General features: G+C 67.6%; 22 protein-coding genes. 14 read left to right on the top strand and 8 right to left on the bottom strand.

The annotated features are described in order from the left end of the window. Nucleotides 1–64: 64 nt before the first annotated feature. From HEQ16_06020 to HEQ16_06030, 3 genes are read left to right on the top strand one after another with little or no spacing between them, the layout of a single operon-like run. On the top strand, nt 65–697 hold the full coding sequence (locus HEQ16_06020) for an SIS domain-containing protein (protein ID MCO4053604.1): 633 nt from the start codon (nt 65–67) through the stop codon (nt 695–697). After that, nucleotides 678–2,843, top strand: coding sequence for a hypothetical protein (locus HEQ16_06025; GenBank protein MCO4053605.1), 2,166 nt, complete (start codon nt 678–680; stop codon nt 2,841–2,843). Before HEQ16_06020 ends, HEQ16_06025 begins: the two co-directional genes overlap by 20 nt. Continuing rightward, a complete protein-coding gene (locus tag HEQ16_06030; protein MCO4053606.1) occupies nt 2,840–3,232 on the top strand; it encodes a GtrA family protein in 393 nt (130 codons plus the stop codon). Before HEQ16_06025 ends, HEQ16_06030 begins: the two co-directional genes overlap by 4 nt. 37 nt (nt 3,233–3,269) lie before the next feature. Here the strand turns inward: HEQ16_06030 and HEQ16_06035 are convergent, their stop codons facing one another. Next, nucleotides 3,270–3,968, bottom strand: a complete 699-nt coding sequence (locus tag HEQ16_06035; protein MCO4053607.1) for a class I SAM-dependent methyltransferase — start codon at nt 3,966–3,968, stop codon at nt 3,270–3,272. Beyond that, nucleotides 3,965–5,173, bottom strand: coding sequence for a glutamine-hydrolyzing carbamoyl-phosphate synthase small subunit (carA, locus tag HEQ16_06040; protein ID MCO4053608.1), 1,209 nt, complete (start codon nt 5,171–5,173; stop codon nt 3,965–3,967). The genes HEQ16_06035 and carA overlap by 4 nt, the downstream gene beginning before the upstream one ends. A gap of 139 nt (nt 5,174–5,312) precedes the next feature. On the opposite strand from carA, the gene HEQ16_06045 reads away from it, so the two are divergent. Then, entirely contained in the window at nt 5,313–5,783 is a 471-nt protein-coding gene (locus tag HEQ16_06045) for a GatB/YqeY domain-containing protein (protein MCO4053609.1), read from the top strand. Nucleotides 5,784–6,030: 247 nt separating this feature from the next. On the opposite strand, the gene HEQ16_06050 is transcribed toward HEQ16_06045, so the two are convergent. Both HEQ16_06050 and HEQ16_06055 read right to left on the bottom strand, forming a co-directional pair. Further along, nucleotides 6,031–6,336 (bottom strand): BrnA antitoxin family protein, encoded by a 306-nt coding sequence (locus HEQ16_06050; GenBank protein MCO4053610.1) that lies wholly within the window; start codon nt 6,334–6,336, stop codon nt 6,031–6,033. After that, complete coding sequence (locus tag HEQ16_06055; GenBank protein ID MCO4053611.1) at nt 6,278–6,430, bottom strand: BrnT family toxin; 153 nt, start codon at nt 6,428–6,430, stop codon at nt 6,278–6,280. The genes HEQ16_06050 and HEQ16_06055 overlap by 59 nt, the downstream gene beginning before the upstream one ends. Before the next feature lie 336 nt (nt 6,431–6,766). Here HEQ16_06055 and HEQ16_06060 point away from each other — a divergent pair, with 336 nt between their 5' ends. The 9 genes from HEQ16_06060 (at nt 6,767) to HEQ16_06100 (ending at nt 16,693) form a co-directional block, all read left to right on the top strand. Then, nucleotides 6,767–8,668, top strand: coding sequence for a DNA primase (locus HEQ16_06060; protein ID MCO4053612.1), 1,902 nt, complete (start codon nt 6,767–6,769; stop codon nt 8,666–8,668). A 248-nt stretch (nt 8,669–8,916) separates the two neighbouring features. Beyond that, nucleotides 8,917–10,944: an RNA polymerase sigma factor RpoD gene (gene rpoD, locus HEQ16_06065; protein MCO4053613.1), complete on the top strand. Its 2,028-nt coding sequence runs from the start codon at nt 8,917–8,919 to the stop codon at nt 10,942–10,944. A gap of 11 nt (nt 10,945–10,955) precedes the next feature. Next, a complete protein-coding gene (locus tag HEQ16_06070; protein MCO4053614.1) occupies nt 10,956–11,234 on the top strand; it encodes a hypothetical protein in 279 nt (92 codons plus the stop codon). 102 nt (nt 11,235–11,336) lie between these two features. Beyond that, entirely contained in the window at nt 11,337–12,554 is a 1,218-nt protein-coding gene (locus HEQ16_06075; GenBank protein MCO4053615.1) for an MFS transporter, read from the top strand. Between the two features lie 53 nt (nt 12,555–12,607). After that, complete coding sequence (locus tag HEQ16_06080) at nt 12,608–13,636, top strand: methionine synthase (GenBank protein MCO4053616.1); 1,029 nt, start codon at nt 12,608–12,610, stop codon at nt 13,634–13,636. After that, a complete protein-coding gene (locus HEQ16_06085; GenBank protein MCO4053617.1) occupies nt 13,636–14,040 on the top strand; it encodes a hypothetical protein in 405 nt (134 codons plus the stop codon). Before HEQ16_06080 ends, HEQ16_06085 begins: the two co-directional genes overlap by 1 nt. A gap of 36 nt (nt 14,041–14,076) precedes the next feature. Then, nucleotides 14,077–14,460 (top strand): acyl-CoA thioesterase, encoded by a 384-nt coding sequence (locus HEQ16_06090; GenBank protein MCO4053618.1) that lies wholly within the window; start codon nt 14,077–14,079, stop codon nt 14,458–14,460. Between the two features lie 118 nt (nt 14,461–14,578). After that, nucleotides 14,579–15,622 (top strand): DUF2336 domain-containing protein, encoded by a 1,044-nt coding sequence (locus tag HEQ16_06095; protein ID MCO4053619.1) that lies wholly within the window; start codon nt 14,579–14,581, stop codon nt 15,620–15,622. A 75-nt stretch (nt 15,623–15,697) separates the two neighbouring features. After that, nucleotides 15,698–16,693: a proline racemase family protein gene (locus HEQ16_06100; GenBank protein MCO4053620.1), complete on the top strand. Its 996-nt coding sequence runs from the start codon at nt 15,698–15,700 to the stop codon at nt 16,691–16,693. 29 nt (nt 16,694–16,722) lie between these two features. On the opposite strand, the gene mepA is transcribed toward HEQ16_06100, so the two are convergent. From mepA to HEQ16_06115, 3 genes are read right to left on the bottom strand one after another with little or no spacing between them, the layout of a single operon-like run. Beyond that, the gene (gene mepA, locus HEQ16_06105; GenBank protein MCO4053621.1) at nt 16,723–17,679 is read right to left on the bottom strand and encodes a penicillin-insensitive murein endopeptidase; all 957 of its coding nucleotides are present in this window, start codon (nt 17,677–17,679) and stop codon (nt 16,723–16,725) included. Nucleotides 17,680–17,720: 41 nt separating this feature from the next. Then, on the bottom strand, nt 17,721–18,755 hold the full coding sequence (locus tag HEQ16_06110; GenBank protein ID MCO4053622.1) for a glycosyltransferase family 1 protein: 1,035 nt from the start codon (nt 18,753–18,755) through the stop codon (nt 17,721–17,723). Next, nucleotides 18,755–19,618, bottom strand: coding sequence for a UDP-2,3-diacylglucosamine diphosphatase (locus HEQ16_06115; GenBank protein ID MCO4053623.1), 864 nt, complete (start codon nt 19,616–19,618; stop codon nt 18,755–18,757). The genes HEQ16_06110 and HEQ16_06115 overlap by 1 nt, the downstream gene beginning before the upstream one ends. A 221-nt stretch (nt 19,619–19,839) precedes the next feature. On the opposite strand from HEQ16_06115, the gene HEQ16_06120 reads away from it, so the two are divergent. Beyond that, nucleotides 19,840–20,640 (top strand): MBL fold metallo-hydrolase, encoded by an 801-nt coding sequence (locus tag HEQ16_06120; GenBank protein ID MCO4053624.1) that lies wholly within the window; start codon nt 19,840–19,842, stop codon nt 20,638–20,640. A gap of 13 nt (nt 20,641–20,653) precedes the next feature. Here HEQ16_06120 and HEQ16_06125 read toward each other — a convergent pair whose 3' ends face one another. Then, the gene (locus HEQ16_06125; GenBank protein MCO4053625.1) at nt 20,654–22,579 is read right to left on the bottom strand and encodes a 1-deoxy-D-xylulose-5-phosphate synthase; all 1,926 of its coding nucleotides are present in this window, start codon (nt 22,577–22,579) and stop codon (nt 20,654–20,656) included. Nucleotides 22,580–22,619 lie beyond the last annotated feature (40 nt).

Below are 22,619 nucleotides of genomic sequence, written 5' to 3' on the forward strand. Positions count from 1 at the left end.
TGGGATTGGACTTGGGAACTGCCCCCGCTTATGATGAGAGCGCCCCGTTTCACGGTCGAAGCCGATGCCAGACGCCGCCCCGTCCTCACCTCCCGCCGCTGATGTTGCCCTGATCGACGCCATGCGCCGCGTGGTCGACGAGGAGGCGGAGGCGCTGCGCGTGATGGCGCGCGGCATCGATGCCGGCTGGCTTGCCGCGCTGCGCGTGCTCGATGCGGTGCGCCGGGCGGGCGGTCGCATCATTGTCTCGGGCGTCGGCAAGAGCGGCCATGTCGGACGCAAGATCGCCGCCACGCTCGCCTCCACCGGCGCGCCCGCCTTCTTCGTTCATGGCGCCGAGGCCAGCCATGGCGATCTGGGCATGGTTCTGGAGGGCGATGCGGTGCTGCTGCTCTCCGCCTCGGGCGGCACGCGCGAATTGCTCGACATCGCCCATGATGCCCGCCGCCGGGCCTTGCCGCTGCTGATCATCACGCGCAAGGCCGAGGGCGAGCTGGCGCGGCTGGCGGACCATGTCCTGCTCCTGCCGGACGTGCCCGAGGCCTGCCTCAACGGACAGGCGCCGACCACCTCCTCCACCGCGACGCTCGCGGCCGGCGATGCGCTGGCCGTGGCGCTGATGCGGCTGGCAGGCTTCACGGCGGAGGATTTCCGCCGCCGGCATCCAGGCGGCCAGCTTGGCCTCGCGCGGTCCTGAGCGGCTCTTGGGTGGGGCGCTCACGCTGCTGCGGCCGGAACTCGCCGACCCTCCGGCGCGGGACCTGCCTCGCATCGTGGACGTGTTTGGCGCCGGCCGCGCCGTTCGGGCGCTGCTGACGGTAGCGGCGCTGCATGGCACGACGCTGCGCTTCCGGATCTGGTGCCGCCATCATTCCCGCGCCGAGCTGCTGCGCATCCATCTCGCCGACCTGCCGCCGCTGGCGGTGGAGATCGTGGCGTCCGATGCGCCGCCCGGGGGTGGCGCCGGGCCGCTGGTGCTGGCGCTGGGCCTGCGCACCTCGCGCCGCTCGCGCCAGCGCAGCAAGGATGCGCTCTTCACCGAGAACATGGCGATCATCGAAGGGCTGATGCCCGCGCTGGCGGGGCGCACGGTCATCGTCGTCACCAACCCCTCGACCCAGCTCACCGCCAGGCTCTGCGAGCAGGGCGTGCGCGCGCTCGGCGTGGGCGTGATGAACGACCAGCTCCGTTTCGAACGAGACGCAGGCGAAGGCTGGCGGCTTGTCGGCGCACATAATCCCTTCGAACTGGGCTTCGGCCTGCTCGGCTCCGAACGCGGCGGCGATGAGCTGTCCTTCACACGCGCCGCCTATCGCGATCTCGCGAACCGCCAGGATCGGCTGCGCCCCCTGCTCGATCCTGACGGGCTGGTGCAGAAGCTGTCGCCCGGCCTGCACGAGCGCGCCTGGCGCGATCTCGGCGCCCTGCATGATGGGCTCGACCTTGGCCGGCGCTGGTATGCGCGCCAGCGGCTCGCCTCGCGCTATCTCGAGAACGGGGTCGCCTGTGGCCGCGCCATCCTTGGCCTGGTCGATCTGCTGACCGGAGAGCCCGTGGCAAGGCCCGACATCACCGTCGAGGCGCCGTTGCGGTTCTGCCCGGGCGATGGCGCCCCGCAACGGCGCGCCGTGGTGATGGGCTGGCCGTGGGACGCCGTGACAGGCGAGCCACGCGCCCTTGGCTTCGGCGCAGGCGCGCTGCCGGTGATCCGGGAACTGGCCTCGCGCTACGGGCTTGATCCGGTCGGCGCGCCCCCGGGCGAGACCCTTGTGCTGGGTGCGGACGGGGCGCCGTCCATCCGCTGCCGAGGGGCGGGCCTTGGCGATCTCGTCGCCGACATCGTGCCGCTTGCCAGCCGCCTCGTCCTGCCATCCGCGCCCGAAGCCGAGATCGACATCCGCCTCGTGGATGACGCGGCCTGTCTCGCGGGCCGCCTCGCCGGAGCCGACGCGCCGCTGCAGCAGGTGGCGCAGCACCGTGGCAAGAACGTCTTCGAGCACCGGGACCTCACCATCCAGCCCCTGCCGGGCGGGCGTCGCATGGTTGCCTTCAGTGCCAGCGGCGCGCGCGCCATGGTCGATGATGTGGCCCGCCAGATCGTGCTGGCGGCGCCGCCGGGCCCTGGCCGCCGCGATGAGTTCCGCAAGCTCGTGCGGGACCAGATCCTCACCCCGGCCTATGCCGCGGCCGGCGCCTGGGTGCTGCATGCCGGCCTTGTCCGCCATGGCGGGGCGGGGCTGCTGCTTCTCGGCGACTCAGGCGCCGGCAAGACCACCGGCGCGCTGCATCTCCTCGCCGGGGCCGAGCGAGGCGCAGCTTGCGCCTATGGCGCTTCCGAGCGGGTGCTCGTGCTTGTCCGCGAGGGGCGGCTGATGGCGCTGGGCGTGCCCGAATCGCTCACCGTGTTTCGTGGCTCGCTGCGCGCGCTGCCCGCCTTCTGCGATCTGGTGGAGGGCCAGGACCCGGCCGGCGACTGGAGCCGCGCCCACAAGCTCAGGATTTCGCGCGATGCCGTGGTCCAGCGGCTGGGCACCTGCCAGATCGCCGGGCCGATTGCCGTGACGCATGTGGCGCTGCTGCGCTATCGGCCGGGCCTTGCCCGCGCGCTGATCGCGCCCGCCCCGTCCGCTGCCTTCCGGCGCGAGGCGCTCGGCGCCAATGACCTCACCACCCAGGATGATGTGCGCGCCGCCTGGCTGGGCTGGTTCGCGCCGTGCCGTGACAGTGCGGTGCCGGAGCGTCTGAGCGACCCCGCCTTGCCGTTTTCGGTGATCGACTGGTCTTCCCCGCCGGACCTCGCCGCGATGCTGGCGGCCTGCGCTGCGGGCGGAGGCACGGCATGATCCGGCTTGGCCAGCTCGCCTCCTATGTCTGGATAGGCGCAGCCACGTCCGTGGTGCATTACAGCGTGCTGGTCGCGCTGGTGGAGTTGTGCGGCGTCGCTGCTGTGCCGGCCACGCTGGCCGGCTTCGTTGCGGGCGCCGGCGTGTCCTATGCGCTCAACCGGCGCTTCACCTTCACGACCGAGCGCTCCCACGGCGCGGCGGGATGGCGCTTCATCGTCATCGCGGCAGGCGGCTTCGTCGCTACCTGGGCGCTCATGACCCTGTTCGTGGATCGGCTGGGCCTGCCCTACCTGCCGATGCAGCTGGTGACCACCGGGCTGGTGATGGGGCTGAGCTTCACGGGGCACAAGTTCTGGAGCTTCGCGGACCGCAAGCCGGAGAACTGACGCCGGAAAAGAGAGGGAGCGGAGCGCTGAGGCTGCTTCAGTCGCGCCGCTGCGCCACGAAGCAGAGCCGCGCTGGGTTATGGCCGAGATTGGGAAGCTGGCGCACGGCCACGAAGTCCGCCTCGTGCAGCACCCTGCCCATGTCGGATGCGCTGTAGGTGGTCAACCCGAGCTTGCTGCGCAGCTGGCGGTAATCGGAGAAGGCCGTACGCACGAGCCCGGCTACGGCGGCTGCAAGAAAGCCGCCGCTGAAGGCGAAGGAGAGCAGCGCGCGCGCATCCGTGACGGGGCCGAGATCGGGCGGAATGATGTCGGCGAGGATCACGATGCCGCCATCCTTCAGCTTGGCGCGCCACACGGCCATGGTCGCCCGCAGCTCGTCCCGCGTCAGATACTGGGCCAGCGAATTGGCCACCACCAGATCAAGGCTGGCATCGGGGATGGCGATATCCAGCGTTTCGGGTGGGATCACGTGGATCTTCGGCTCGTTGACGAACCGCGTCGCCAGCCTCGCCCGGGTTGTGGGGGAGGCATCGCACAGGTAGAGCCGGCTCGATGCGCGCGCGACCAGATCGGCGCTCAGCGCCTCGCCGCAGCCATGATCGAGCACATGCGCCTCAGCCGACGGGACGAACGCAGCGATGTCGCGCGCAATCAGCCGATAATGCAGCAGCTTGTGCCTTTGCGAAACATAGATCGGGTTGTCTGAATCCCAGTATTCGCGCCAGCTCGTCACGCTATTTTCTTCACCTTGTGCTCGTCCATCATCTTCACGAAACGGTCGAAAAGATAGTGGCTGTCTTGCGGGCCGGGCGAGGCTTCGGGGTGGTGCTGCACGGAGAAGGCAGGCCTGTCCGTCAGTGCGATCCCGCAATTGGAGCCGTCGAACAGGGAGACATGGGTCTCCCGCGCATTGGCGGGCAGGGTCGCCGGATCGACCGCGAAGCCATGGTTCATCGAAACGATCTCGACCTTGGCGGTGGCGTGCTCCTTGACCGGATGGTTCGCGCCGTGATGGCCCTGCTTCATCTTCAAGGTGCGGGCGCCGATGGCGAGCCCGAGCATCTGGTGGCCCAGGCAGATGCCGAAGGTCGGCGTGCCGGCTTCCAGCACGCCCCTGATGGTGGGAACGGCATAGACGCCGGTCGCGGCCGGGTCGCCCGGTCCGTTGGACAGGAAGACGCCATCGGGATTGAGCGCCATGATCTCCTCGGTGGTCGAGGTGGGCGGCATCACGATGACCTCGCAGCCTGCGCGCACCAGCAATCTGAGGATGTTGCGCTTCACGCCATAGTCGATCGCCACGACGCGGTGACGCGCCGGAGCGACGGGCGCATGGCCATCCGGCCAGCTCCACGGGCCTTCGCTCCAGCCATAGCGCTGCTGGCCGGTGACCTTCGGCACCAGGTCGAGCCCGTCCATGGAGGGCAGGGCGGCCGCCTGCGCCTTGAGCGCCGGAATGTCAAAGACGCCATCTGGAGAATGGGCGATGACCGCATTCGGCATGCCCTTGTCGCGGATCAGCGCGGTCAGCGCGCGGGTGTCCACGCCGCTGATGCCGACAATGCCCTTCGCCTTGAGCCAGGCATCGAAATGGCGCGTCTGCCGCCAGTTCGACGGTTCGGTGATGGCGGCATGCAGCACGATCCCGCAGGCGCCGGTCTGCGCGGCGGCGTTCACCGTCTCGGTGTCGTCCTCATTCGTGCCGACATTGCCGACATGGGGGAAGGTGAAGGTGAGGATCTGCCCGTTATAGGATGGATCTGTCAGGATTTCCTGATAGCCGGTCATCGCGGTGTTGAAGCAGACCTCGCCCTGGGCGGCGCTGATCGCGCCGACGCCGAAGCCTTCGAGAACGGTTCCGTCGGCCAGCACCAGGAGGGCGGTCGCGCGCGGCTCGCTCCAGCCGCCGGCAGCGGGGTTTTCTTGTGCGCTTGTCATGCTATGCCTGTTTCCAGACCGGCCATGCCGGACCACCAATGATCCAAGGCTGATCGCCCTGCAGTCTGGAGCGGGAGCCTTAAATCGCCAGTGCCCGCCCGTCAACGCAGGCGGCGCGAATCACGAAAGAACGAGAGCCATGTCCCCATCCCTGAGCCTGCGCGAGCGCCTGACCGAAGAGCTGAAGGCGGCCATGAAGGCCGGCGACAAGGCGAAGGTCAGCGCCGTGCGCCTGATTCAGGCTGCGCTGAAGGACAAGGACATCGAATCGCGCGGGGCCGGACGAACCCAGGCCAGCGATGATGAAGTGCTCTCCCTCATGCAGAAGATGATCAAGCAGCGCCAGGAATCGGCGGCCATCTACGCCGCCAATGGCCGCCCGGAACTCGCCGCGACCGAGAACGGCGAGATCGCGATCATTGCCTCCTTCATGCCGAGCCAGCTCTCCGAGGATGAGGTCAAGGCCGCCATCGCCGCCGTCATCGCCGAGACGGGCGCGGCCTCGATGAAGGACATGGGCAAGGTTGTGGCCGCGCTCAAGGCCCGCCATGCGGGGCAGATGGACTTCACGAAGGCCAGCGGCCTTGTGAAGTCCGCGCTCGGCGGCTGAGGCGACGGAAAAGGGCAAGCATCAGGACAGGGCCGCGCCGGGACCTGTTCGCATCAAGGCTCTCTTCGTCTGGCCCGGCGTGAAGCAGCTGCTCTTTATCGGGTTCCACCAACGCGCGGAGGGGCTCGACCACGGCTTCGATCCCGAATCACGGAGGATTCGCTGGCAGCCTGCGCCCTGGCCAAGCCCGACGGCCATCACGGGATCAGGGCAAGGGCCCGCCGCGTCGCCGCGTTGTGATGGAGCTTCAGGGCTTGCGCGCAGCCTTCATGTAGCTGCGCAGCACGGCATTGATTCGGCTCTGATAGCCCTTGCCCCCTGCCTTGAAGAAGTCGAGGACGTCAGGGTCGAGGCGGATGGATATGGCCGATTTGGGCGCAGCGAGAACGACGTCTGCCCTTGACCAGTCAACGTTCTCGAAGCCCTGAAGATCAGGGTCGTCACGGTCCATCTGCTCAAGCTCGGCTTCGGTCGCGGCATCGACTCTTGCCCTGTCAGTGCGGCCACCCTTCGCCTTGTCCAGGGTGGCTTTCACGATACGCTCGTTCTTCATTGTTTCTCGCCCGGCGCGGCGTGATGATCCGTATCGTGTCGCCACGCATCGTGAAGATCACCGCGAAGATCCGGCCCTCCAGTTCGCCGATGATTTTCCACCGGGTTCACCATCTTGATCCGTTCGGACCTCGCTGCGGGGCCCACGCCAGAGCAGGACCATGTCAGTCAGATCGATGCCACGCTCGGCAAGGATGCGGCGCGCTTTCTGCGCGTCCCATTCGAAATTCACATGTTCGGCCGCCAGTTTCTAGCGGCTCCCAGGCAGCTGCCCCATCGGCTGCCCTGTCGTGATGACACCTGTCACATACGAACCGGGACTCGCGCCTCTGGCTTGGAATTGTCAGTCAGTGTATATACGTTTGGTATTTTGTCAAAACTCATCGTCTCGCCGTCATGACGGCCCGCGCCAACCGCGTTATACAACTGCGATGAAGTTCCCCCCCTCCATTCTTGACGACATCAAGGCCCGGCTGCCCGCCTCCACGGTCGTGGGCCGGCGCGTGCGGCTGACCAAGGCTGGGCGGGAATGGAAGGGCCTGTCGCCCTTCGGCAAGGAAAAGACGCCGTCCTTCTTCGTCAATGACGTGAAGCAGGCCTGGTTCGACTTCTCGTCGGGGCGCAATGGCGACATCTTCAAGTTCGTGATGGAGACCGAGGGCCTGTCCTTTCCCGAGGCGGTGGAGCGGCTGGCGGCGGAGGCGGGAGTGATCCTTCCGCGCATCAGCGAGGATGCCGTCCGTCACGAGGAGGAGCGCAAGGGCCTTTTCGAGGTGATCGAACTGGCGGCGGCCTTCTTCGAGGCGGAGCTGCGCGGCCCGCGCGGCGTCGAGGCGCGGCGCTATCTTGAGGGGCGCGCGCTCTGGGGCGATCCCACCTGCCGCTTCCGGCTGGGCTATGCGCCCGCCGAGCGCTTCGCCTTGCGCGACCATCTGGCGGGCAAAGGCATCCCGGCCGAGCTGATGATCGAGGCCGGCCTGCTGATCCATGGCGACGATATCGCGGTGCCCTATGACCGTTTCCGCGACCGGGTGATGTTTCCCATCGCCGATGTGCGCGGCCGCGTCATCGCCTTCGGGGGGCGTGCGCTCAGCCCCGACGCGCCGGCGAAGTATCTCAACACGGCGGAGACCGGCCTGTTTCACAAGGGCCGGCTGCTCTACAACCATCACGTCGCCCGCAAGGCCGCGCATGATGCGGGGCAGGTCATCGCAGTTGAAGGCTATGTCGATGTCATCGCGATGACCCTGGCGGGCTTTGCCCATGCGGTGGCGCCGCTGGGCACGGCGCTGACCGAGGATCAGCTCGCCCTGCTCTGGCGCATGGCCGACGAGCCGACGCTGTGCTTCGATGGCGACAAGGCCGGGCGCAAGGCTGCGTGGCGCGCCATCGACATCGCGCTGCCGCTCATGGAGCCGGGCAAGTCGCTGAAATTCGCGCTGCTGCCCGAGGGCCAGGACCCGGACGACCTGCTGCGCTCGGGCGGGCCCGAAGCCGTGGGCGCAGTGCTGGCCGCGGCGCGGCCGCTGGTCGATCTGATCTGGTCGCGCGAGATCGAGGCCGCCCCGCTCGACACGCCCGAGCGCCGGGCCGCCTTCGAGCGGCGGCTGGGCCAGGTGCTCTCACAGATCAGGGACGAGGCCACGCGGCGGCATTACCGCGACGAGATGGACGCAAGGCTCGCCGCCCTGTTCCCGCGGCAGCCGGCGCGCGGCCGGCGCATGGAGCGCCGGGACGGACCTTATGCGGATCGGCGCGAGGGCTCCTATCAGCCGCGCCAGCGCGCCGCCATGACTGGCGGTCTGTCATCCCAGCCGCTGCGTGCCAGCCCGGCGCTGGCCCGTTCCGCCATCTTCGCGACGCCTGGCGTGGGCGACAACACGCGCGAGGCGACAGTTCTCATCGGGCTGGCCGCCCACCCCGCCATCCTTGCCGTCATGGCCGATGAGCTGGCCGAGGCAGACTGGCAGGGCCACAGCGCGCTGCGCCTGTGCCAGGCGCTGCTACAGGCGGTGGTGGACGGCGAATCGACCGCCGAGGGCATCGGGCGGCTGATGGCTTCGCCGGCCGTGCGGGAGGCCCATGCCCGCCTCGAACGCCTCGTGAGACCTTCCGACAGGGCCCGTCTGGCTCACGATGCCGATCCTCACGCCGTTTCCGACATGATTCGCCAGGCTCTCGTCTTGCATCGGCGCGCCCGCACGCTACATAGCGAACTCAAGGCGGCTGAACGGGCTTTTTCGGATGATGCAAGCGAGGATAATCTCGCCTGGTTGCTGGACGTGAAGGGAAGGCTGTCTTCGCTCGAAGGCACCGAAGCCACATCCAGCTAGCAGCGCATCATGCGGGACCGGATGAGGGGATCCGGCGCGCGTCAGGTCAGGATGCGATATGGAAGGCCCGGGCGCGCGGTCGCGGCTCGGGCTGGCGGATGGTAACTGTTCCATAAGCGGATCAGCCGCCATCTTGACGACCGAGGGAATCAGACGGGATGTTCATGGTCCGAGTTAGGCCGTGGCAGCCCTTTTTTGGCGTTCAGGATGCTTCCTGCCGTCAAGACGCTGGACGAGAGAACAGGCGCATGGCCACGAAGACGACAGAACGCGAAGGCGACGAGGCGGTCGAGGACAAGAAGCCCCAGTCCGACGGCCCTTTGCTCGACCTGACCGATCAGGCTGTCAAACGGATGCTGAAGCTCGCCAAGAAGCGGGGCTTCGTCACCTATGAAGAGCTGAACGACGTTCTGCCCTCCGAAGAGTTCACCTCGGACCAGATCGAGGATGTCTATGCCCAGCTCTCCGAGATGGGCATCAATGTCGTCGAGCAGGACGACAATGACGATGCCGCCGCCGAGGCCCCTGCCGGCGCCGAGGCGGATGGCGATGAAGAGATCGAGGGTGAGAGCCCCGAGCCCGTCCGCACCGCCATGCCCGTCAAGATGGAGCAGAACCTCGCCGCGACCGAGCGGACGGACGATCCCGTCCGCATGTATCTGCGCGAGATGGGTTCGGTCGAGCTTCTCTCCCGCGAAGGCGAAATCGCCATCGCCAAGCGCATCGAGGCCGGCCGCGAGGCGATGATCGCCGGGCTTTGCGAGAGCCCGCTGACCTTCCAGGCCATCATCATCTGGCGTGACGAACTGAACGAGGGCAAGGTCCTGCTGCGCGAGATCATCGATCTCGAAGCCACCTATGCCGGCCCCGACGGCAAGGGCGCGCCCAAGGTCGAGGGCGCGGACGGCTTCGACGAGCCCGAGGCCTCACCCGCTCGCTCCCTCAACGAGGATGGCGAGGAGATCGCCCCGCCGCAGCCTGACCTCGACGAGGACGACCTTGAGAACAACGTCTCGCTCTCCGCCATGGAGGCCGAGCTCAAGCCCAAGGTGCTCGAAACCTTCGACGCCATCGCCGATAACTACAAGAAGCTGCGCCGGCTTCAGGATCAGGACATCGAGCATCGGCTGGCCAACACCAAGCTCACGCCCGCGCAGGAGCGCAAGTATCGCGAGCTGAAGATCGACATCGTCACGGCGGTGAAGTCGCTCTCGCTCAACCAGAACCGCATCGAGGCGCTGGTCGAGCAGCTTTACGACATCAACAAGCGGCTCATCAGCCAGGAGACCCGGCTGCTCAGGCTCGCCGAATCCTATGGCGTCAGCCGCGAGGATTTCCTCAGGAACCATCAGGGCGGCGAGCTGGACCCCAAGTGGCTGCTGCGCGTCTCCAAGCTCGGCTCGCGTGGTTGGAAGGAATTCGTCGCCGCCGAGAAGGACCGGATCAAGGAACTGCGCGAGGACATTCACAATCTCGCCTCGGAGACGGGGCTGGAGATCGTCGAGTTCCGCAAGATCGTGAACATGGTCCAGAAGGGCGAGCGCGAAGCCCGGCAGGCCAAGAAGGAGATGATCGAGGCCAATCTGCGCCTCGTGATCTCGATCGCCAAGAAGTACACCAATCGCGGGCTGCAGTTCCTTGACCTGATCCAGGAAGGCAACATCGGCCTGATGAAGGCGGTCGACAAGTTCGAGTATCGCCGCGGCTACAAGTTCTCGACCTACGCCACCTGGTGGATCCGGCAGGCCATCACCCGCTCGATCGCGGATCAGGCGCGCACGATCCGCATTCCGGTGCACATGATCGAGACGATCAACAAGATCGTCCGCACCTCGCGCCAGATGCTGCACGAAATCGGCCGCGAACCCACGCCCGAGGAATTGGCGGAGAAGCTCGCCATGCCGCTCGAGAAGGTGCGCAAGGTCCTCAAGATCGCCAAGGAGCCGATCTCCCTTGAAACGCCGATCGGCGACGAGGAGGATTCGCACCTCGGAGACTTCATCCCCGATCCGAACGTGCTGATGCCGATCGATGCCGCGATCCAGAGCAACCTGCGCGAAACGACGACACGCGTGCTCGCTTCGCTCACGCCGCGTGAAGAGCGCGTCCTGCGCATGCGCTTCGGCATCGGCATGAACACCGACCACACTCTCGAAGAGGTCGGCCAGCAGTTCTCGGTGACCCGCGAGCGCATCCGCCAGATCGAGGCGAAGGCGCTGCGCAAGCTCAAGCATCCGTCAAGGTCGAGGAAGCTGCGCTCTTTCCTGGATAACTGAGGCCGCCTTCGATGTCATTCTTCAAGAAGCTTTTCGGCGGCGGCGCACCCAGGGCGGAGGCTCCTGCGCCCACCGCCGAGCACAATGGCTATCTCATCCACGCCATGCCCTATCAGGAGCAGGGCCAGTGGCAGATGTGCGGCATCATCGAGAAACGGATCGACGGCGAGGTGAAGGCCCACCGCTTCATCCGGGCCGACCGCTTCCCCGGCAAGGACGACGCCATCGAGATGACCTTCCTCAAGGCCCGCCAGATCATTGACCAGTCGGGCGACCGCATCTTCAGCTGAGGCCGCGCGCCTTCCGCATCGGCCCGTTCCGCTTTCAAGGCTGCGCCGCCCGGCGTTGGCGACAGTTGCGGGCGGATGCGCAGCGCCTATGGTCGCCTGATGATGTCGATCAGCGCCTGCGCCCCTGACAGCCGTTATTCCTGGCAGCGCCTCGGGCTGTCGCTGGCCTTCGCCACGCTCGCCTGCATCGGCTCATGGTCGGTGGTGGTCGCGCTTCCCGCCGTGCAGGCGGAGTTCGGCGTGGTGCGCGGCGCGGCCTCGGCGCCCTACACGATGATGATGGTCGGCTTCGCCGCCGCCGCGATCGGCATGGGCCGGCTCTCGGACCGGTTCGGGATCGCACCGGCCATGATCATCGCGGCGCTGTGCCAGAGCTCGGGCTATGTGCTGGCCGGCTTTTCAGGCTCGATCTGGCAGTTCGGCATGGCCCATCTGCTGATCGGCGCCGGCGCATCCATCGGCTTTGCGCCGCTCATCGCCGATGTCTCGCACTGGTTCGTGCGCTCGCGCGGGCTTGCGGTCGGCATCGCCGCCACGGGCAACTATCTCGCCGGCGCACTGTGGTCGCCCGTGCTGCAACAGGCCATCTCCACCGAAGGCTGGCGCCATGCGCACATCGCCATCGGGCTCATCCTCCTGGCCTTCATGCTGCCGATGACGCTGTTCTTCCGCCGGCGCCCGCCGCAGGCCGATTATGCTCGGGCGGAAGCGGCCAGCGCGGCGGCGCGGTCGGGCTTGGGCCTCTCGCCCAATGCGCTGATGACCATCCTGTGCATCGCCGGCTTTGGCTGCTGCATGGCGATGGCGATGCCGCAGGTGCACATCGTCGCCTATTGCACCGATCTGGGCTATGGCGCGGCCCGCGGCGCGGAGATGCTGGCCCTGATGCTGGGCCTTGGCGTCATCAGCCGCATCGGCTCAGGGATGCTGGCCGACCGCATCGGCGGCGTCGCGGTTTTGCTCATCGGCTCGTCCATGCAGGCGGCGGCGCTGTTCCTCTACCTGTGGTTCGACGCGCTGGCCTCGCTCTACATCATCTCCGGCATCTTCGGCCTGTTCCAGGGCGGCATCGTGCCGATGTATGCGATGATCGCGCGGCAATACATGCCCCCTCGCGAGGCGGGCGCGCGCGTCGGCTTCGTCATCACGGCCACCATCGTGGGCATGGCGGCAGGCGGCCTCGCCTCCGGCTACATCTTCGACGTCTTCGGTTCATACCGCATGGCCTTCCTGCACGGGCTGGCCTGGAACCTCGTCAACATCGTGCTGATCGGCTGGCTCCATGCCTGGCCGCACATCAAGCGGCAGCAGCCGGCTTGACGCGGCGAGCCGGGGAGCGCAAACGCGGCCGACCCTCCTGAAGGATGTCCCCCATGCTCCGCACCACGCTCGCCGGCTCCCTGCCCAAGCCCGTCTGGCTCGCCGAGCCTGAACGGCTCTGGGCGCCCTGGAAGCTGGAGGGCGCCGCGCTCGAGCAGGGCAAGCTCGACGCCACCATCCTGGCGGTGAAGTTGCAGGAGGATGCCGGCCTCGACATCGTGGGCGATGGCGAACAGGCGCGCGTCCACTTCGTCCACGGCTTCCTTGCCAATCTCGATGGCATCGACTTCGGCAAGAAGACGATGATGGGCATCCGCAACAACCGCTACATGGCCGAGGTGCCGACGGTGGTGGGCCCGATCCGCCGCAAGGGCTCGGTCCATGGCGCGGAGGCGCGGGCCGCCCGCGCCCATACCCGGCGCCAGCTCAAGTTCACGCTGCCGGGCCCGATGACCATCGTCGACACCATCGCCGACGAGCATTACGGCCGCCGCGCCGACCTCGCCATGGCTTTCGCCGAGGCGCTGAACGAGGAAGCCAGGGAACTGGAGGCGATCGGCGTCGATGTGGTCCAGTTCGATGAGCCCGCCTACAATGTCTACATGGGCGAGGTCGCCGACTGGGGCATCGCCACGCTTGAGCGGGCGGCCCGCAGCCTCTCCTGCACGACCGCTGTCCACATCTGCTACGGCTACGGCATCAAGGCCAACATCGACTGGAAGAACACGCTCGGCGAAACCTGGCGCCATTACGAGGACACCTTCCCGGTTCTGGCCCGCTCCAGCATCGACCAGGTTTCGCTCGAATGCCGCAACAGCCGGGTGCCCATGGACCTGATCGCGCTGCTGAAGGGCAAGGATGTGCTCGCCGGCGCCATCGATGTCGCCTCCGACCACATCGAGACGCCCGAAGAGGTCGCCGCCACCATACGGGCGGCGCTGGCCTTCGTGGATGCGGAGAAGCTCTTCCCCTGCACCAATTGCGGCATGGCCCCGATGTCGAACGCCGTGGCCTATGGCAAGCTCGCCGCGCTGTCGGCCGGCGCAGCCCTGGTGCGCAAGGAGCTTGGGTTGGCCGGCTGATGCTGAGCGAACTTGAACATGTCTCGGCGCCGGTTCTGCCCCGGCGCCTGTTCGCCCTCAGACTCGTCCGGATCGGCCTTGTCTGGTTGGCGCTCACCGGCATGGGCCTCACCATCGGCATGGCAGGCTATGCCCTGACCGAAGACATGGCGATGACGGATGCGTTCCTGAATGCAGCCATGATCCTGTCCGGCATGGGCCCGGTGACAGAGCTGCACACCCGCGCGGGCAAGCTGTTCGCCGGGTTTTACGCCATCTTCTCGGGCCTGTTCATTGTCGTGGCGACGGGGTTGATCCTGACGCCCATCCTGCATCGCGTGCTGCACGTCCTGCATGTGGACGACGGTGATGATGACAAGGCCGACAAGGATGACAAGGATGACAAGGCTGCAAGGGGCCGCTAGCGTCAGGCTCCCGCCGCCTTCAATGCCGGAGCGTCCATGCCCGACCAGTCCCGGCCCGTGGGCCAGCTCACGATCAAGATCAGCGCCATGCCGGCGGACACCAACGCCAATGGCGACATCTTCGGCGGCTGGGTCATGGCGCGCATGGACCAGGCCGGCGGCATCGCCGGGGTCGAGCGCGCGCAAGGCCGGGTGGTCACGGTCAAGGTCGATACGATGAACTTCATCAGGCCGATGAAGGTGGGCGACGTGCTGTGCGTCTACACCTCGATCGGCGATATCGGCCGCACCTCGATGAAGATCCTGATCGAGGCCTGGGCGCAGCGGTTCCGCACCAACGAGATGGAGAAGGTGACCGATGCCACCTTCACCTTCGTGGCTGTCGACGATGAGGGCAGGCCCCGCCCGATTCCGCGTTGAAGCGCGGCGTTCCATCCTTAGCGAAGCTTTCCGGGGAAAGCGGAGCATTCTAGCTTTTGGGTCAACGGCCCGGTAAACGGATGGCCGAAAGGTGTTCGCACACAGCGAAGGTGCGAACATGACCCCGAGTCTCTCCCTTTCCGGACTTGAATCAGTGGTGGCCGGCGAACAATCGCCGCGCCGTGATGCCATCCTCGCGGCCCTGACCAGTCAATATGTCGAGCTTGAGCCGCGTCTGGGCGATCGGCACATCGAGCTTTATGACAACGTGTTCCGCGTTCTGGTGCGCGGGATCGAGCTTCAGGCGCGGCTCGCGCTGGCTGAGCGCCTCGCGCCGATGAAGCGCGCTCCGCGTGAGATCATCCGCGAACTTGCCAGCGATCCTTACGCCATCGTGGCCACGCCTGTCATTCAGCTCTCGCCCGTGCTCACGGAAGATGACCTCGTCACCGTGGCGCGCACGTGCAGCGAAGCCCATCGCGCTGCGCTGGCCCAGCGCCCCGAGCTCAACACGACCATCACCGACGTGCTGGTGGACCGTCGCGAGCAATCGGTGCTCGTCGCGCTCATCGGCAACGACTCGGCGCGCCTGTCGCCCGATGGCGCCATCAAGCTCACCGAGGTGGCGGCCGGCAACACCGTCGTCGCGCAGGCCCTGGCCATGCGGCTGCAACTGCCCGCCACGACGGCGACACAGATCCTGCATGCGGCCCGCTCGGTCGTCGTGGCCATTCTGGCGCAGGCATCGCCCGAGGCGCGCGCCAGCGACATCACGGCCGCCGTCGGCGAGGCGATGGTCATGGTCCAGTCCCTGCCACGCGCCTATGACGGTCCGCTCACCGAACAGCAGGTCGTCACGCTCTACGGCATGAAGTCCTATGGCGAGGTGGCCGAGGGCCTGGGCCAGCTTGCCGGCATCGGCGCTGACCTTGTGATCCAGGCGCTCGAATCGCCCGTCATCGACGGCATGCTCATCGTGCTGAAAGCCGCGCGCTTCTCCACTGCCAATGCCGAGGCCATGCTCGCCGCCAGGCTCGACCTGGCCCCGGGTGCGCGCGCTCTGCTGGAGCCGATGCGGCAGTTCGGGCGCATCAATGCGCCGGACCCTGCGCGGATGCTGACCTTCGTGCTCTCGCGGGACGTGAGCGCCATCATTCATTGAAGCGAGGCCGGCTGCGTGGACAGCCGCCGCGCGCCATGAAACAAACCGTGCCATTGAACGGCGCGGAGGGTGGCGATGCGGTTGAGCTATGACGATCTGCACACGGCCGGAGAGCCCGTCCGCATCGTGACGGACGGCTATCCGGAGCTGACGGGCGCCACCATTCTCGACAAACGCCGCGAAGCGCGCGAGCGGCACGATCATGTACGCCGGGCCATGATGTGGGAGCCGCGCGGCCATTCGGGCATGTATGGCGTGATTCCCGTGGCCTCGACCTTGCCCGGCGCAGTCTTCGGCGTGCTCTTCACCCATCATGAAGGCTATTCCACCATGTGCGGTCACGCCACGATCGCGCTGGCGAAATGGGCGGTGGAGACAGGGCGCGTGCCTGCAGCGGAGCCCCTCACGCGCTTCGCCATCGAGGCGCCCTGCGGCCTTGTCCGCATCGCCGCCCAGGTTGCGGGCGGCGTGGTCCATGCGGCGTCGTTCGAGAGCGTGCCCGCCTTCGTGCTGCGGCAGGGCTTGCGCATCGCGGTGCCCGGTCTTGGCGACGTGGCCTGCGACATCGCCTATGGAGGCGCCTTCTATGCCATCGTGCCGGCCTCAAGGCTGGGGCTCGACCTCGCAGCCTCGCCCCTTGCCGCGCTGGTCGAGGCGGGCGGCGCGCTCACCGATTCCATCCGTGCCGAAGTGCCCATCGATCACCCGGCCGAGCCCGATCTGGGATTTCTCTACGGCACGATCCTCACCGACGATTCCGAGCCGCCGGCCGAGAGCGCCAACATCTGCATCTTCGCCGAGCGGCAGGTGGACCGCTCTCCCACCGGCTCCGGCGTCACCGCCCGCATGGCGCTCGATTCGGCCAGGGGGCTGGTCGGCGCCGGCGAGACGCGCCGCTTCCGCTCCATCACGGGCGGCATTTTCACCGGCGCGGTGAAGAAGTCGGAACGGCTGGGATCCTGGCCGGCGGTCACGGTCGAGGTTGGCGGCAGCGCCCACTGGATGGGGCGCGGCGAGTTCATCGTGGAGGCTGGCGATCCGTTGGCCCACGGCTTCGCCCTGCGTCCCTGAGGGCCAGCGCGCCGCCAGCCCGCAAGGGCTCAGCGCGCCACCAGCACCTGCCGGCATTCGGCCGGCAGCGCATCCACCGACATGGGCGGCCTGGGCTTGGGCGCAGGGCCAGTCCGCGGCTTGCGCGGTGCGAAGATGGCCTTGTGCTGTTGCGCCAGCCAGTCCGACAGCTCCTTGCCGCAGCCATCGCCATCAGGCGGCGCGTCCTGCTCCTGGCAGGCCTCCGAGCCGTCGGGGCAAGCCATGCGGATATGGAAGTGGAAGTTGTGCCCCCACATCGGCCGCACCTTGCTGAGCCCGCTGCGGTTGGTCCCTGCATCGCGGCACATGGCCACCTTGATCGCCGGATTGACGAATATGCGGTGCACGCGCGGATCACGCGCGGAGTGGAGCACGAGCCGGGTGTGGTTTGGCGTCCAGACGGCCGGGTTAACGTCCATCCAGTCGGGCCGCACCATGTTGGTGGCGGACATGTTCTCGCGTTGCTCGCGGTTGAGCCGGCTGCGCGGCATCGGGGTCAGCCAGATGTCCGCGTCGAGCCCGATCTGGTGCGAGGCATGACCGGTGAGCATCGGCCCCCCGCGCGCCTGGCTGATGTCGCCCACCAGGATGCCGGGCCAGTTGGCGATCCGCGGCGCATCCTTTGCGAAGCTTTCGAGATAGGCGATGAGATCGGGATGGCCCCACATCCTGTTGCGGTTGAGGCGCATCACCTGCCAGCTCTCGCCATCCACGGGCAAGGCCACGGCGCCGGCGAGGCAGCCCCGCGCATAGGAGCCGATGGCCCTGGCCTGAAGGCTGGCGGCCGGCGTCTCGCGCTTGCCGAACTGCACCTTGGCGGCCCAGTCCGGCGTGTTCTGCAGCACCGCCGCCCGCCGTTGGGCCTCCTCCTGCGCCGTCGACTGCGCCAGGGCTGACCCGCCCGCGGCGAGGCCCGCGCTCAGGGCGAGCGCGGCGGAGACAAGCGGAGGGCGGCGAAGCAGCATGATCGAATCGTGCCTGCTTCGCCTGCTTTGCGCAAGGCGCTTCAGGCGAGCTTGAGCCCGCCGCCGCCATCGGCGCGGACCAGCCCGGCGAGGAACTGGTCCGTGGCCGCCGCCCAGGAGTGCCGCAGCGCGAAGGCGCGGCAGGCCTCGCGGGGGATGGCCATCGCCGCCAGAGCCGCCGCGCGCAGGTCGGCGGCGAGAATGCCCACGGGATGGCCGCCGATCACGTCGCGCGGACCCTGCACCGGAAAGGCCGCGATCGGCAAGCCGCAGGCCGACGCCTCCAGCAGCACCAGCCCGAACGTGTCGGTGAGGCTCGGAAACACGAAGACATCGGCCGCCGCATAGAGCGCAGCCAGTTCCTCGCCCGATTTGAACCCGGTGAACACCACATCCGGGTAGCGCGCCTGCAACTCCGCCCGCGCCGGGCCGTCGCCCACCACCACCTTGGAGCCGGGGAGGTCGAGATCGAGGAAGGCCCCCAGGTTCTTCTCGACCGCCACCCGCGCCACCGTGATGAAGATCGGGCGCGGCAGGTCGGGCGGCAGCGTCGTGGCGATGGCGCGTTCGGGGCGGAACAGATTGGTGTCCACCCCGAAGGACCACATCGCCAGCCGCGAAAAGCCGAGCGCGGCCAGTTCGCGCATCATGCTCGGCGTCGCGACCATCATGGACGCGCCCGCGCCATGGAAGCGCTTGAGCAGCGCATAGGACCAGCGCTCGGGCACGGGCGCGCGGGCCCGCACATATTCGGGAAAGCGCGTGTGATAGCTCGTGGTGAAGCTGAGCGAGAGGCGCTGGCACACGCCGCGCACCGCCCAGCCGATCGGCCCCTCGGTCGCGACATGCACGGCATCGTAGCGCCCCGAGCGCAGGCGGTCGGCCACGCTCCGGCGCGAGACCATGGCCAGCCTGATCTCGGGATAGGAGGGCATCGGCACCGAGCGGAACTGGTCCGGCGAGAGCACGTCCACATGCACGCCGCGTCCGCTCAGCTCATGGATCGTCGCCTGAAGGCAGCGCACCACGCCATTGACCTGCGGCGCCCAGGCATCGGTGGCGAGCAGCAGCCGCATCACGCCGCCGCCTGCGGGCGGATGGCGCCCAGCGCGGCCTCGATCGTTTCGGCGCGCGTCCGCACCGGCGGGCTCGCGTCGCCATCCGGGCCGTTGCGCGTCTGCTGCGCATCGGCGCCGCTGCGCTGCTTCCATGCGATGATGCTGAAGCGGCCTTCGTTGTCCTCGGCGAGGGCGGTGCAGCTTTCCACCCAGTCGCCGCAGTTCATGTAGGTCACGCCATGCATGTCGCGGATCAGCGCATTGTGGATGTGGCCGCACACCACTCCTTGCGCGCCCTGCTTCTTGGCTTCGGCGGCCAGCGTGATCTCGAAGTCGCTCATGAAGTTGACCGCCTTCTTGACCTTCAGCTTGGCCCAGGCGGAAAACGACCAGTAGGACAGGCCCATCATCCGCCGCACGGTGCTGATCCGGGCATTGATCCGCTGGGTGGCCCGGTAGGCCCAGTCGCCCAGAAGGCAAAGCCAGCGCGCATGGGTCACCACAGCGTCGAACTGGTCGCCATGGATGATCAGGTGGCGTCGGCCGTCGGCCCCGACATGAAGCGTCTGGTCCACGATGTCGATGCCGCCAAGCCGGTGGCCGAGATAGTCGCGCACGAACTCGTCATGATTGCCGGGCAGGAAGATCATGCGCGTGCCATGCTGCGCGCGCTTGAGCAGCGCCTGAACCACGTCATTATGCGCCTGCGGCCAGTGCCACGACTGCTTGAGCCGCCAGCCGTCGATGATGTCGCCGACCAGATAGATCATCTCGGCTTCATGCTCGTCGAGGAAGTCGAGCAGACGTTCCGCCTGGCAGTTCTTCGCGCCCAGATGCACGTCCGAGATGAACAGGGTGCGAAAGCGCTTGGGCATGACCAGGCCTTGGACTGAATGACGCGTATACGGATCGGAACATGGCGCGCATGTGACGTTGGGCCAGTGGGTGCGTCATCTTGGCTGCGACCTCCTGTCAGTTTCCGGCCTCGCGCGGGCCTTGCCCTTGCTCATGCCGACGACACGGCTTCGTGAGCTGCCCTCTGGCGCTCTGGTCAGTTGCGCCGCCGCCGCTATCATCATGGCGACGGCAAGGGAGATGACGGATGATCGGTCGCCTGTTCGGACCTCTTGCAGCCATGGCCTGCCTGGCGCTGATGATATGGCCCGGCGCTGCCGCCCGGGCGGCAGAGCCCGGCTGCCGCCCGGACATGGCCTCCCTCTCGCCAAGGGTGACGCTTGCGTCGCTGAATGCGGATGAGGCGCGCATCACCTTCGTGGGCCACGCCACCTTCCTGATCGAGAGCGCGCGGGGCGTCACGGCCGCCACCGACTACAACGACTATGTGCGCGCCGCCCGCACCCCCGCCATCGCCACGATGAACAAGGCGCACTCCACCCATTACTCGCGCAATCCGGAGAGCGGCATCACCCATCTGCTGCGCGGCTGGGACCCGGCAGGCGGCCGCGCCGCCCATGACGTCACCGAGGGCGACATGCGCGTGCGCAACGTGCCGACCAACATCCGCTCCTTTTCGGGCGCCACCGATTTCGACGGGAACTCGATCTTCATCTTCGAGATAGGCGAATTGTGCATCGTGCATCTGGGCCATCTGCACCACACGCTCGAGCCCGGCCACCTGCGCGCCATTGGCCGCGCCGATGTCCTGCTCGTGCCGGTCGATGGCGGCTACACCCTCGACATGGAGGGCATGTTCGAGGTCATCAAGCATCTGCAGCCGCGCATCATCATCCCGATGCACTTCTTCGGGCAGGCCACGCTCGAGCGCTTCCTCACGCGCGCCAGCGCCGACTGGCCAGTGCAGCGGCGCGACACGGCCACGATCACGGTGTCCCGCGCCACCTTGCCGCCGGGCCCGACCGTGCTGGTGCTTCCCGGCCGCTAGCGGGGCGGCGGGCTCAGCCGAGGCTCAGGGCCGGGGCAGGGCGCGCCGCGCGAGCGCTGGGCCGGACCAGGCTGGCGGCCAGCTCGGCAATGCCGCGGGCATCGAGCCCCGCTTCGCGATACATCGCCTCTTGCGTATCATGCTCCTGGAAGATGTCGGGCAGCACCATGGTCCTGACCTTCAGGCCATGGTCGAGCATCCCCATCTCGGCCAGCGCATGCAGCACATGCGCGCCGAAGCCGCCGACCGAACCTTCCTCGATGGTGATGAGCGCCTCATGCGTGCTGGCCAGCCGCGCGATCAGCTCGCGGTCGAGCGGCTTGGCGAAGCGGGCATCGGCGATGCTGGGCGATATCCCCATCGTCTCGAGCAGGGCGGCCGCCTTGCGGCATTCGCCGAGCCGCGTGCCGAAGGAGAGGAGCGCCACGCGGCTGCCCTCGCGGATCATCCGGCCGCGCCCGATGGGAAGGGCCTCGCCGTCTTCAGGCAGTTCCAGCCCTTCGCCATCGCCCCTTGGATAGCGGAAGGCGATGGGGCCGTCCTCATAGGCGGCGGCCGTCGCCACCATGTGGACCATCTCGATCTCGTCGGCAGGGGACATGATGACGAGATTGGGGATGCAGGCCAGATAGGCCACGTCGAAGGCCCCCGCATGAGTGGGGCCGTCGGCGCCCACCAGCCCGGCGCGGTCCAGCGCAAAGCGCACGGGCAGGTTCTGGATCGCGCAGTCATGCACGATCTGGTCATAGCCGCGCTGCAGGAAGCTCGAATACACCGCGCAGAAGGGCTTGAGCCCCTGCGCCGCGAGCCCGGCCGCGAAGGTCACGGCATGCTGCTCGGCGATGCCGACATCGAAGCACCGGTCCGCGAACTCCCGCGCGAACTGGTCGAGCCCGGTCCCCGTCGGCATCGCAGCGGTGATGGCCACGATCGAGGGGTCCTTTCGGGCCTCTCGCACCAGGCTCTGGGCGAAGACCTTGGTGTAGGACGGCGCGTTCGAGGCCGGCTTCACCTGCTTGCCGCTGGCCACGTCGAACCTGACGACCCCGTGCAGCCGGTCCGAGGCCATCTCCGCCGGCTGGTAGCCATGGCCCTTGCGCGTGATGACATGGAGCAGGATGGGCCCGTCCGTGGCGGCTTTCAGATTCTTCAGAACCGGCACGAGCACGTCGAGATTGTGCCCGTCCACCGGGCCGACATGAAAGAAGCCCAGCTCCTCGAAGAGCGTGCCGTGGGTGATGAAGCCGCGCGCATGCTCCATGGCGCGTGTCACGCTCTCCTCCACGGTCTTGCCGAACCTGGCGGTGAGCCGCTTGCCCATGTCCCGCAGCGACATGTAGCTCTGGCTGGAGAGCAGCCGCGCAAGATAGTTGGACAGCGCCCCCACCGGCGGGGCGATCGACATCTCGTTGTCGTTGAGGATGACGATCAGCCGGCTGTTCATGGCCCCGGCATTGTTCATGGCCTCATAGGCCATGCCGCCGGACAGCGCGCCGTCGCCGATCACGCAGACCACGTTGAAGTCATCGCCCTGCAGGTCGCGGCCCACCGCGAAGCCCAGCCCCGCCGAGATCGACGTGGAGGCATGGGCCGCGCCGAACGGGTCGTATTCGCTTTCCGCGCGCTTGGTGAAACCCGAGAGCCCGCCGCCCTGGCGCAGCGTCCTGATGCGGTCGCGCCGCCCGGTGAGGATCTTGTGCGGATAGCACTGATGTCCGACATCCCAGATCAGCTTGTCGCGCGGCGTGTCGAAGACATGATGCAGCGCGACCGTAAGCTCGATCACGCCAAGGCCCGCGCCCAGATGCCCGCCCGTCACCGATACGGTGTCGATCGTCTCCTGGCGAACATCGTCGGCCAGCTGCTTGAGCTGAGCCAGCGACAGGTTTCGCATGTCGGCCGGCAGCCGCACCTGATCGAGCATGGGGGTTTGAGGCATTGCAAGTTCTCCCGCCCCACGGATGCTAGTGTCAAATCAG

Origin of the sequence: Bosea sp. (in: a-proteobacteria) (assembly GCA_023910605.1) — a bacterium.
Classification (GTDB): domain Bacteria; phylum Pseudomonadota; class Alphaproteobacteria; order Rhizobiales; family Beijerinckiaceae; genus Allobosea.

Excerpts from the sequence above, each read along its gene's own strand:
- HEQ16_06020 (MCO4053604.1), top strand. The coding sequence starts at position 65 with ATGCCAGACGCCGCCCCGTCCTCACCTCCCGCCGCTGATGTTGCCCTG.
- HEQ16_06030 (MCO4053606.1), top strand. The coding sequence starts at position 2,840 with ATGATCCGGCTTGGCCAGCTCGCCTCCTATGTCTGGATAGGCGCAGCC.
- carA (MCO4053608.1), bottom strand. The coding sequence starts at position 5,173 with ATGACAAGCGCACAAGAAAACCCCGCTGCCGGCGGCTGGAGCGAGCCG.
- HEQ16_06045 (MCO4053609.1), top strand. The coding sequence starts at position 5,313 with ATGTCCCCATCCCTGAGCCTGCGCGAGCGCCTGACCGAAGAGCTGAAG.
- HEQ16_06050 (MCO4053610.1), bottom strand. The coding sequence starts at position 6,336 with ATGAAGAACGAGCGTATCGTGAAAGCCACCCTGGACAAGGCGAAGGGT.
- HEQ16_06060 (MCO4053612.1), top strand. The coding sequence starts at position 6,767 with ATGAAGTTCCCCCCCTCCATTCTTGACGACATCAAGGCCCGGCTGCCC.
- rpoD (MCO4053613.1), top strand. The coding sequence starts at position 8,917 with ATGGCCACGAAGACGACAGAACGCGAAGGCGACGAGGCGGTCGAGGAC.
- HEQ16_06070 (MCO4053614.1), top strand. The coding sequence starts at position 10,956 with ATGTCATTCTTCAAGAAGCTTTTCGGCGGCGGCGCACCCAGGGCGGAG.
- HEQ16_06075 (MCO4053615.1), top strand. The coding sequence starts at position 11,337 with ATGTCGATCAGCGCCTGCGCCCCTGACAGCCGTTATTCCTGGCAGCGC.
- HEQ16_06080 (MCO4053616.1), top strand. The coding sequence starts at position 12,608 with ATGCTCCGCACCACGCTCGCCGGCTCCCTGCCCAAGCCCGTCTGGCTC.
- HEQ16_06085 (MCO4053617.1), top strand. The coding sequence starts at position 13,636 with ATGCTGAGCGAACTTGAACATGTCTCGGCGCCGGTTCTGCCCCGGCGC.
- HEQ16_06090 (MCO4053618.1), top strand. The coding sequence starts at position 14,077 with ATGCCCGACCAGTCCCGGCCCGTGGGCCAGCTCACGATCAAGATCAGC.
- HEQ16_06095 (MCO4053619.1), top strand. The coding sequence starts at position 14,579 with ATGACCCCGAGTCTCTCCCTTTCCGGACTTGAATCAGTGGTGGCCGGC.
- HEQ16_06100 (MCO4053620.1), top strand. The coding sequence starts at position 15,698 with ATGCGGTTGAGCTATGACGATCTGCACACGGCCGGAGAGCCCGTCCGC.
- mepA (MCO4053621.1), bottom strand. The coding sequence starts at position 17,679 with ATGCTGCTTCGCCGCCCTCCGCTTGTCTCCGCCGCGCTCGCCCTGAGC.
- HEQ16_06110 (MCO4053622.1), bottom strand. The coding sequence starts at position 18,755 with ATGCGGCTGCTGCTCGCCACCGATGCCTGGGCGCCGCAGGTCAATGGC.
- HEQ16_06120 (MCO4053624.1), top strand. The coding sequence starts at position 19,840 with ATGATCGGTCGCCTGTTCGGACCTCTTGCAGCCATGGCCTGCCTGGCG.
- HEQ16_06125 (MCO4053625.1), bottom strand. The coding sequence starts at position 22,579 with ATGCCTCAAACCCCCATGCTCGATCAGGTGCGGCTGCCGGCCGACATG.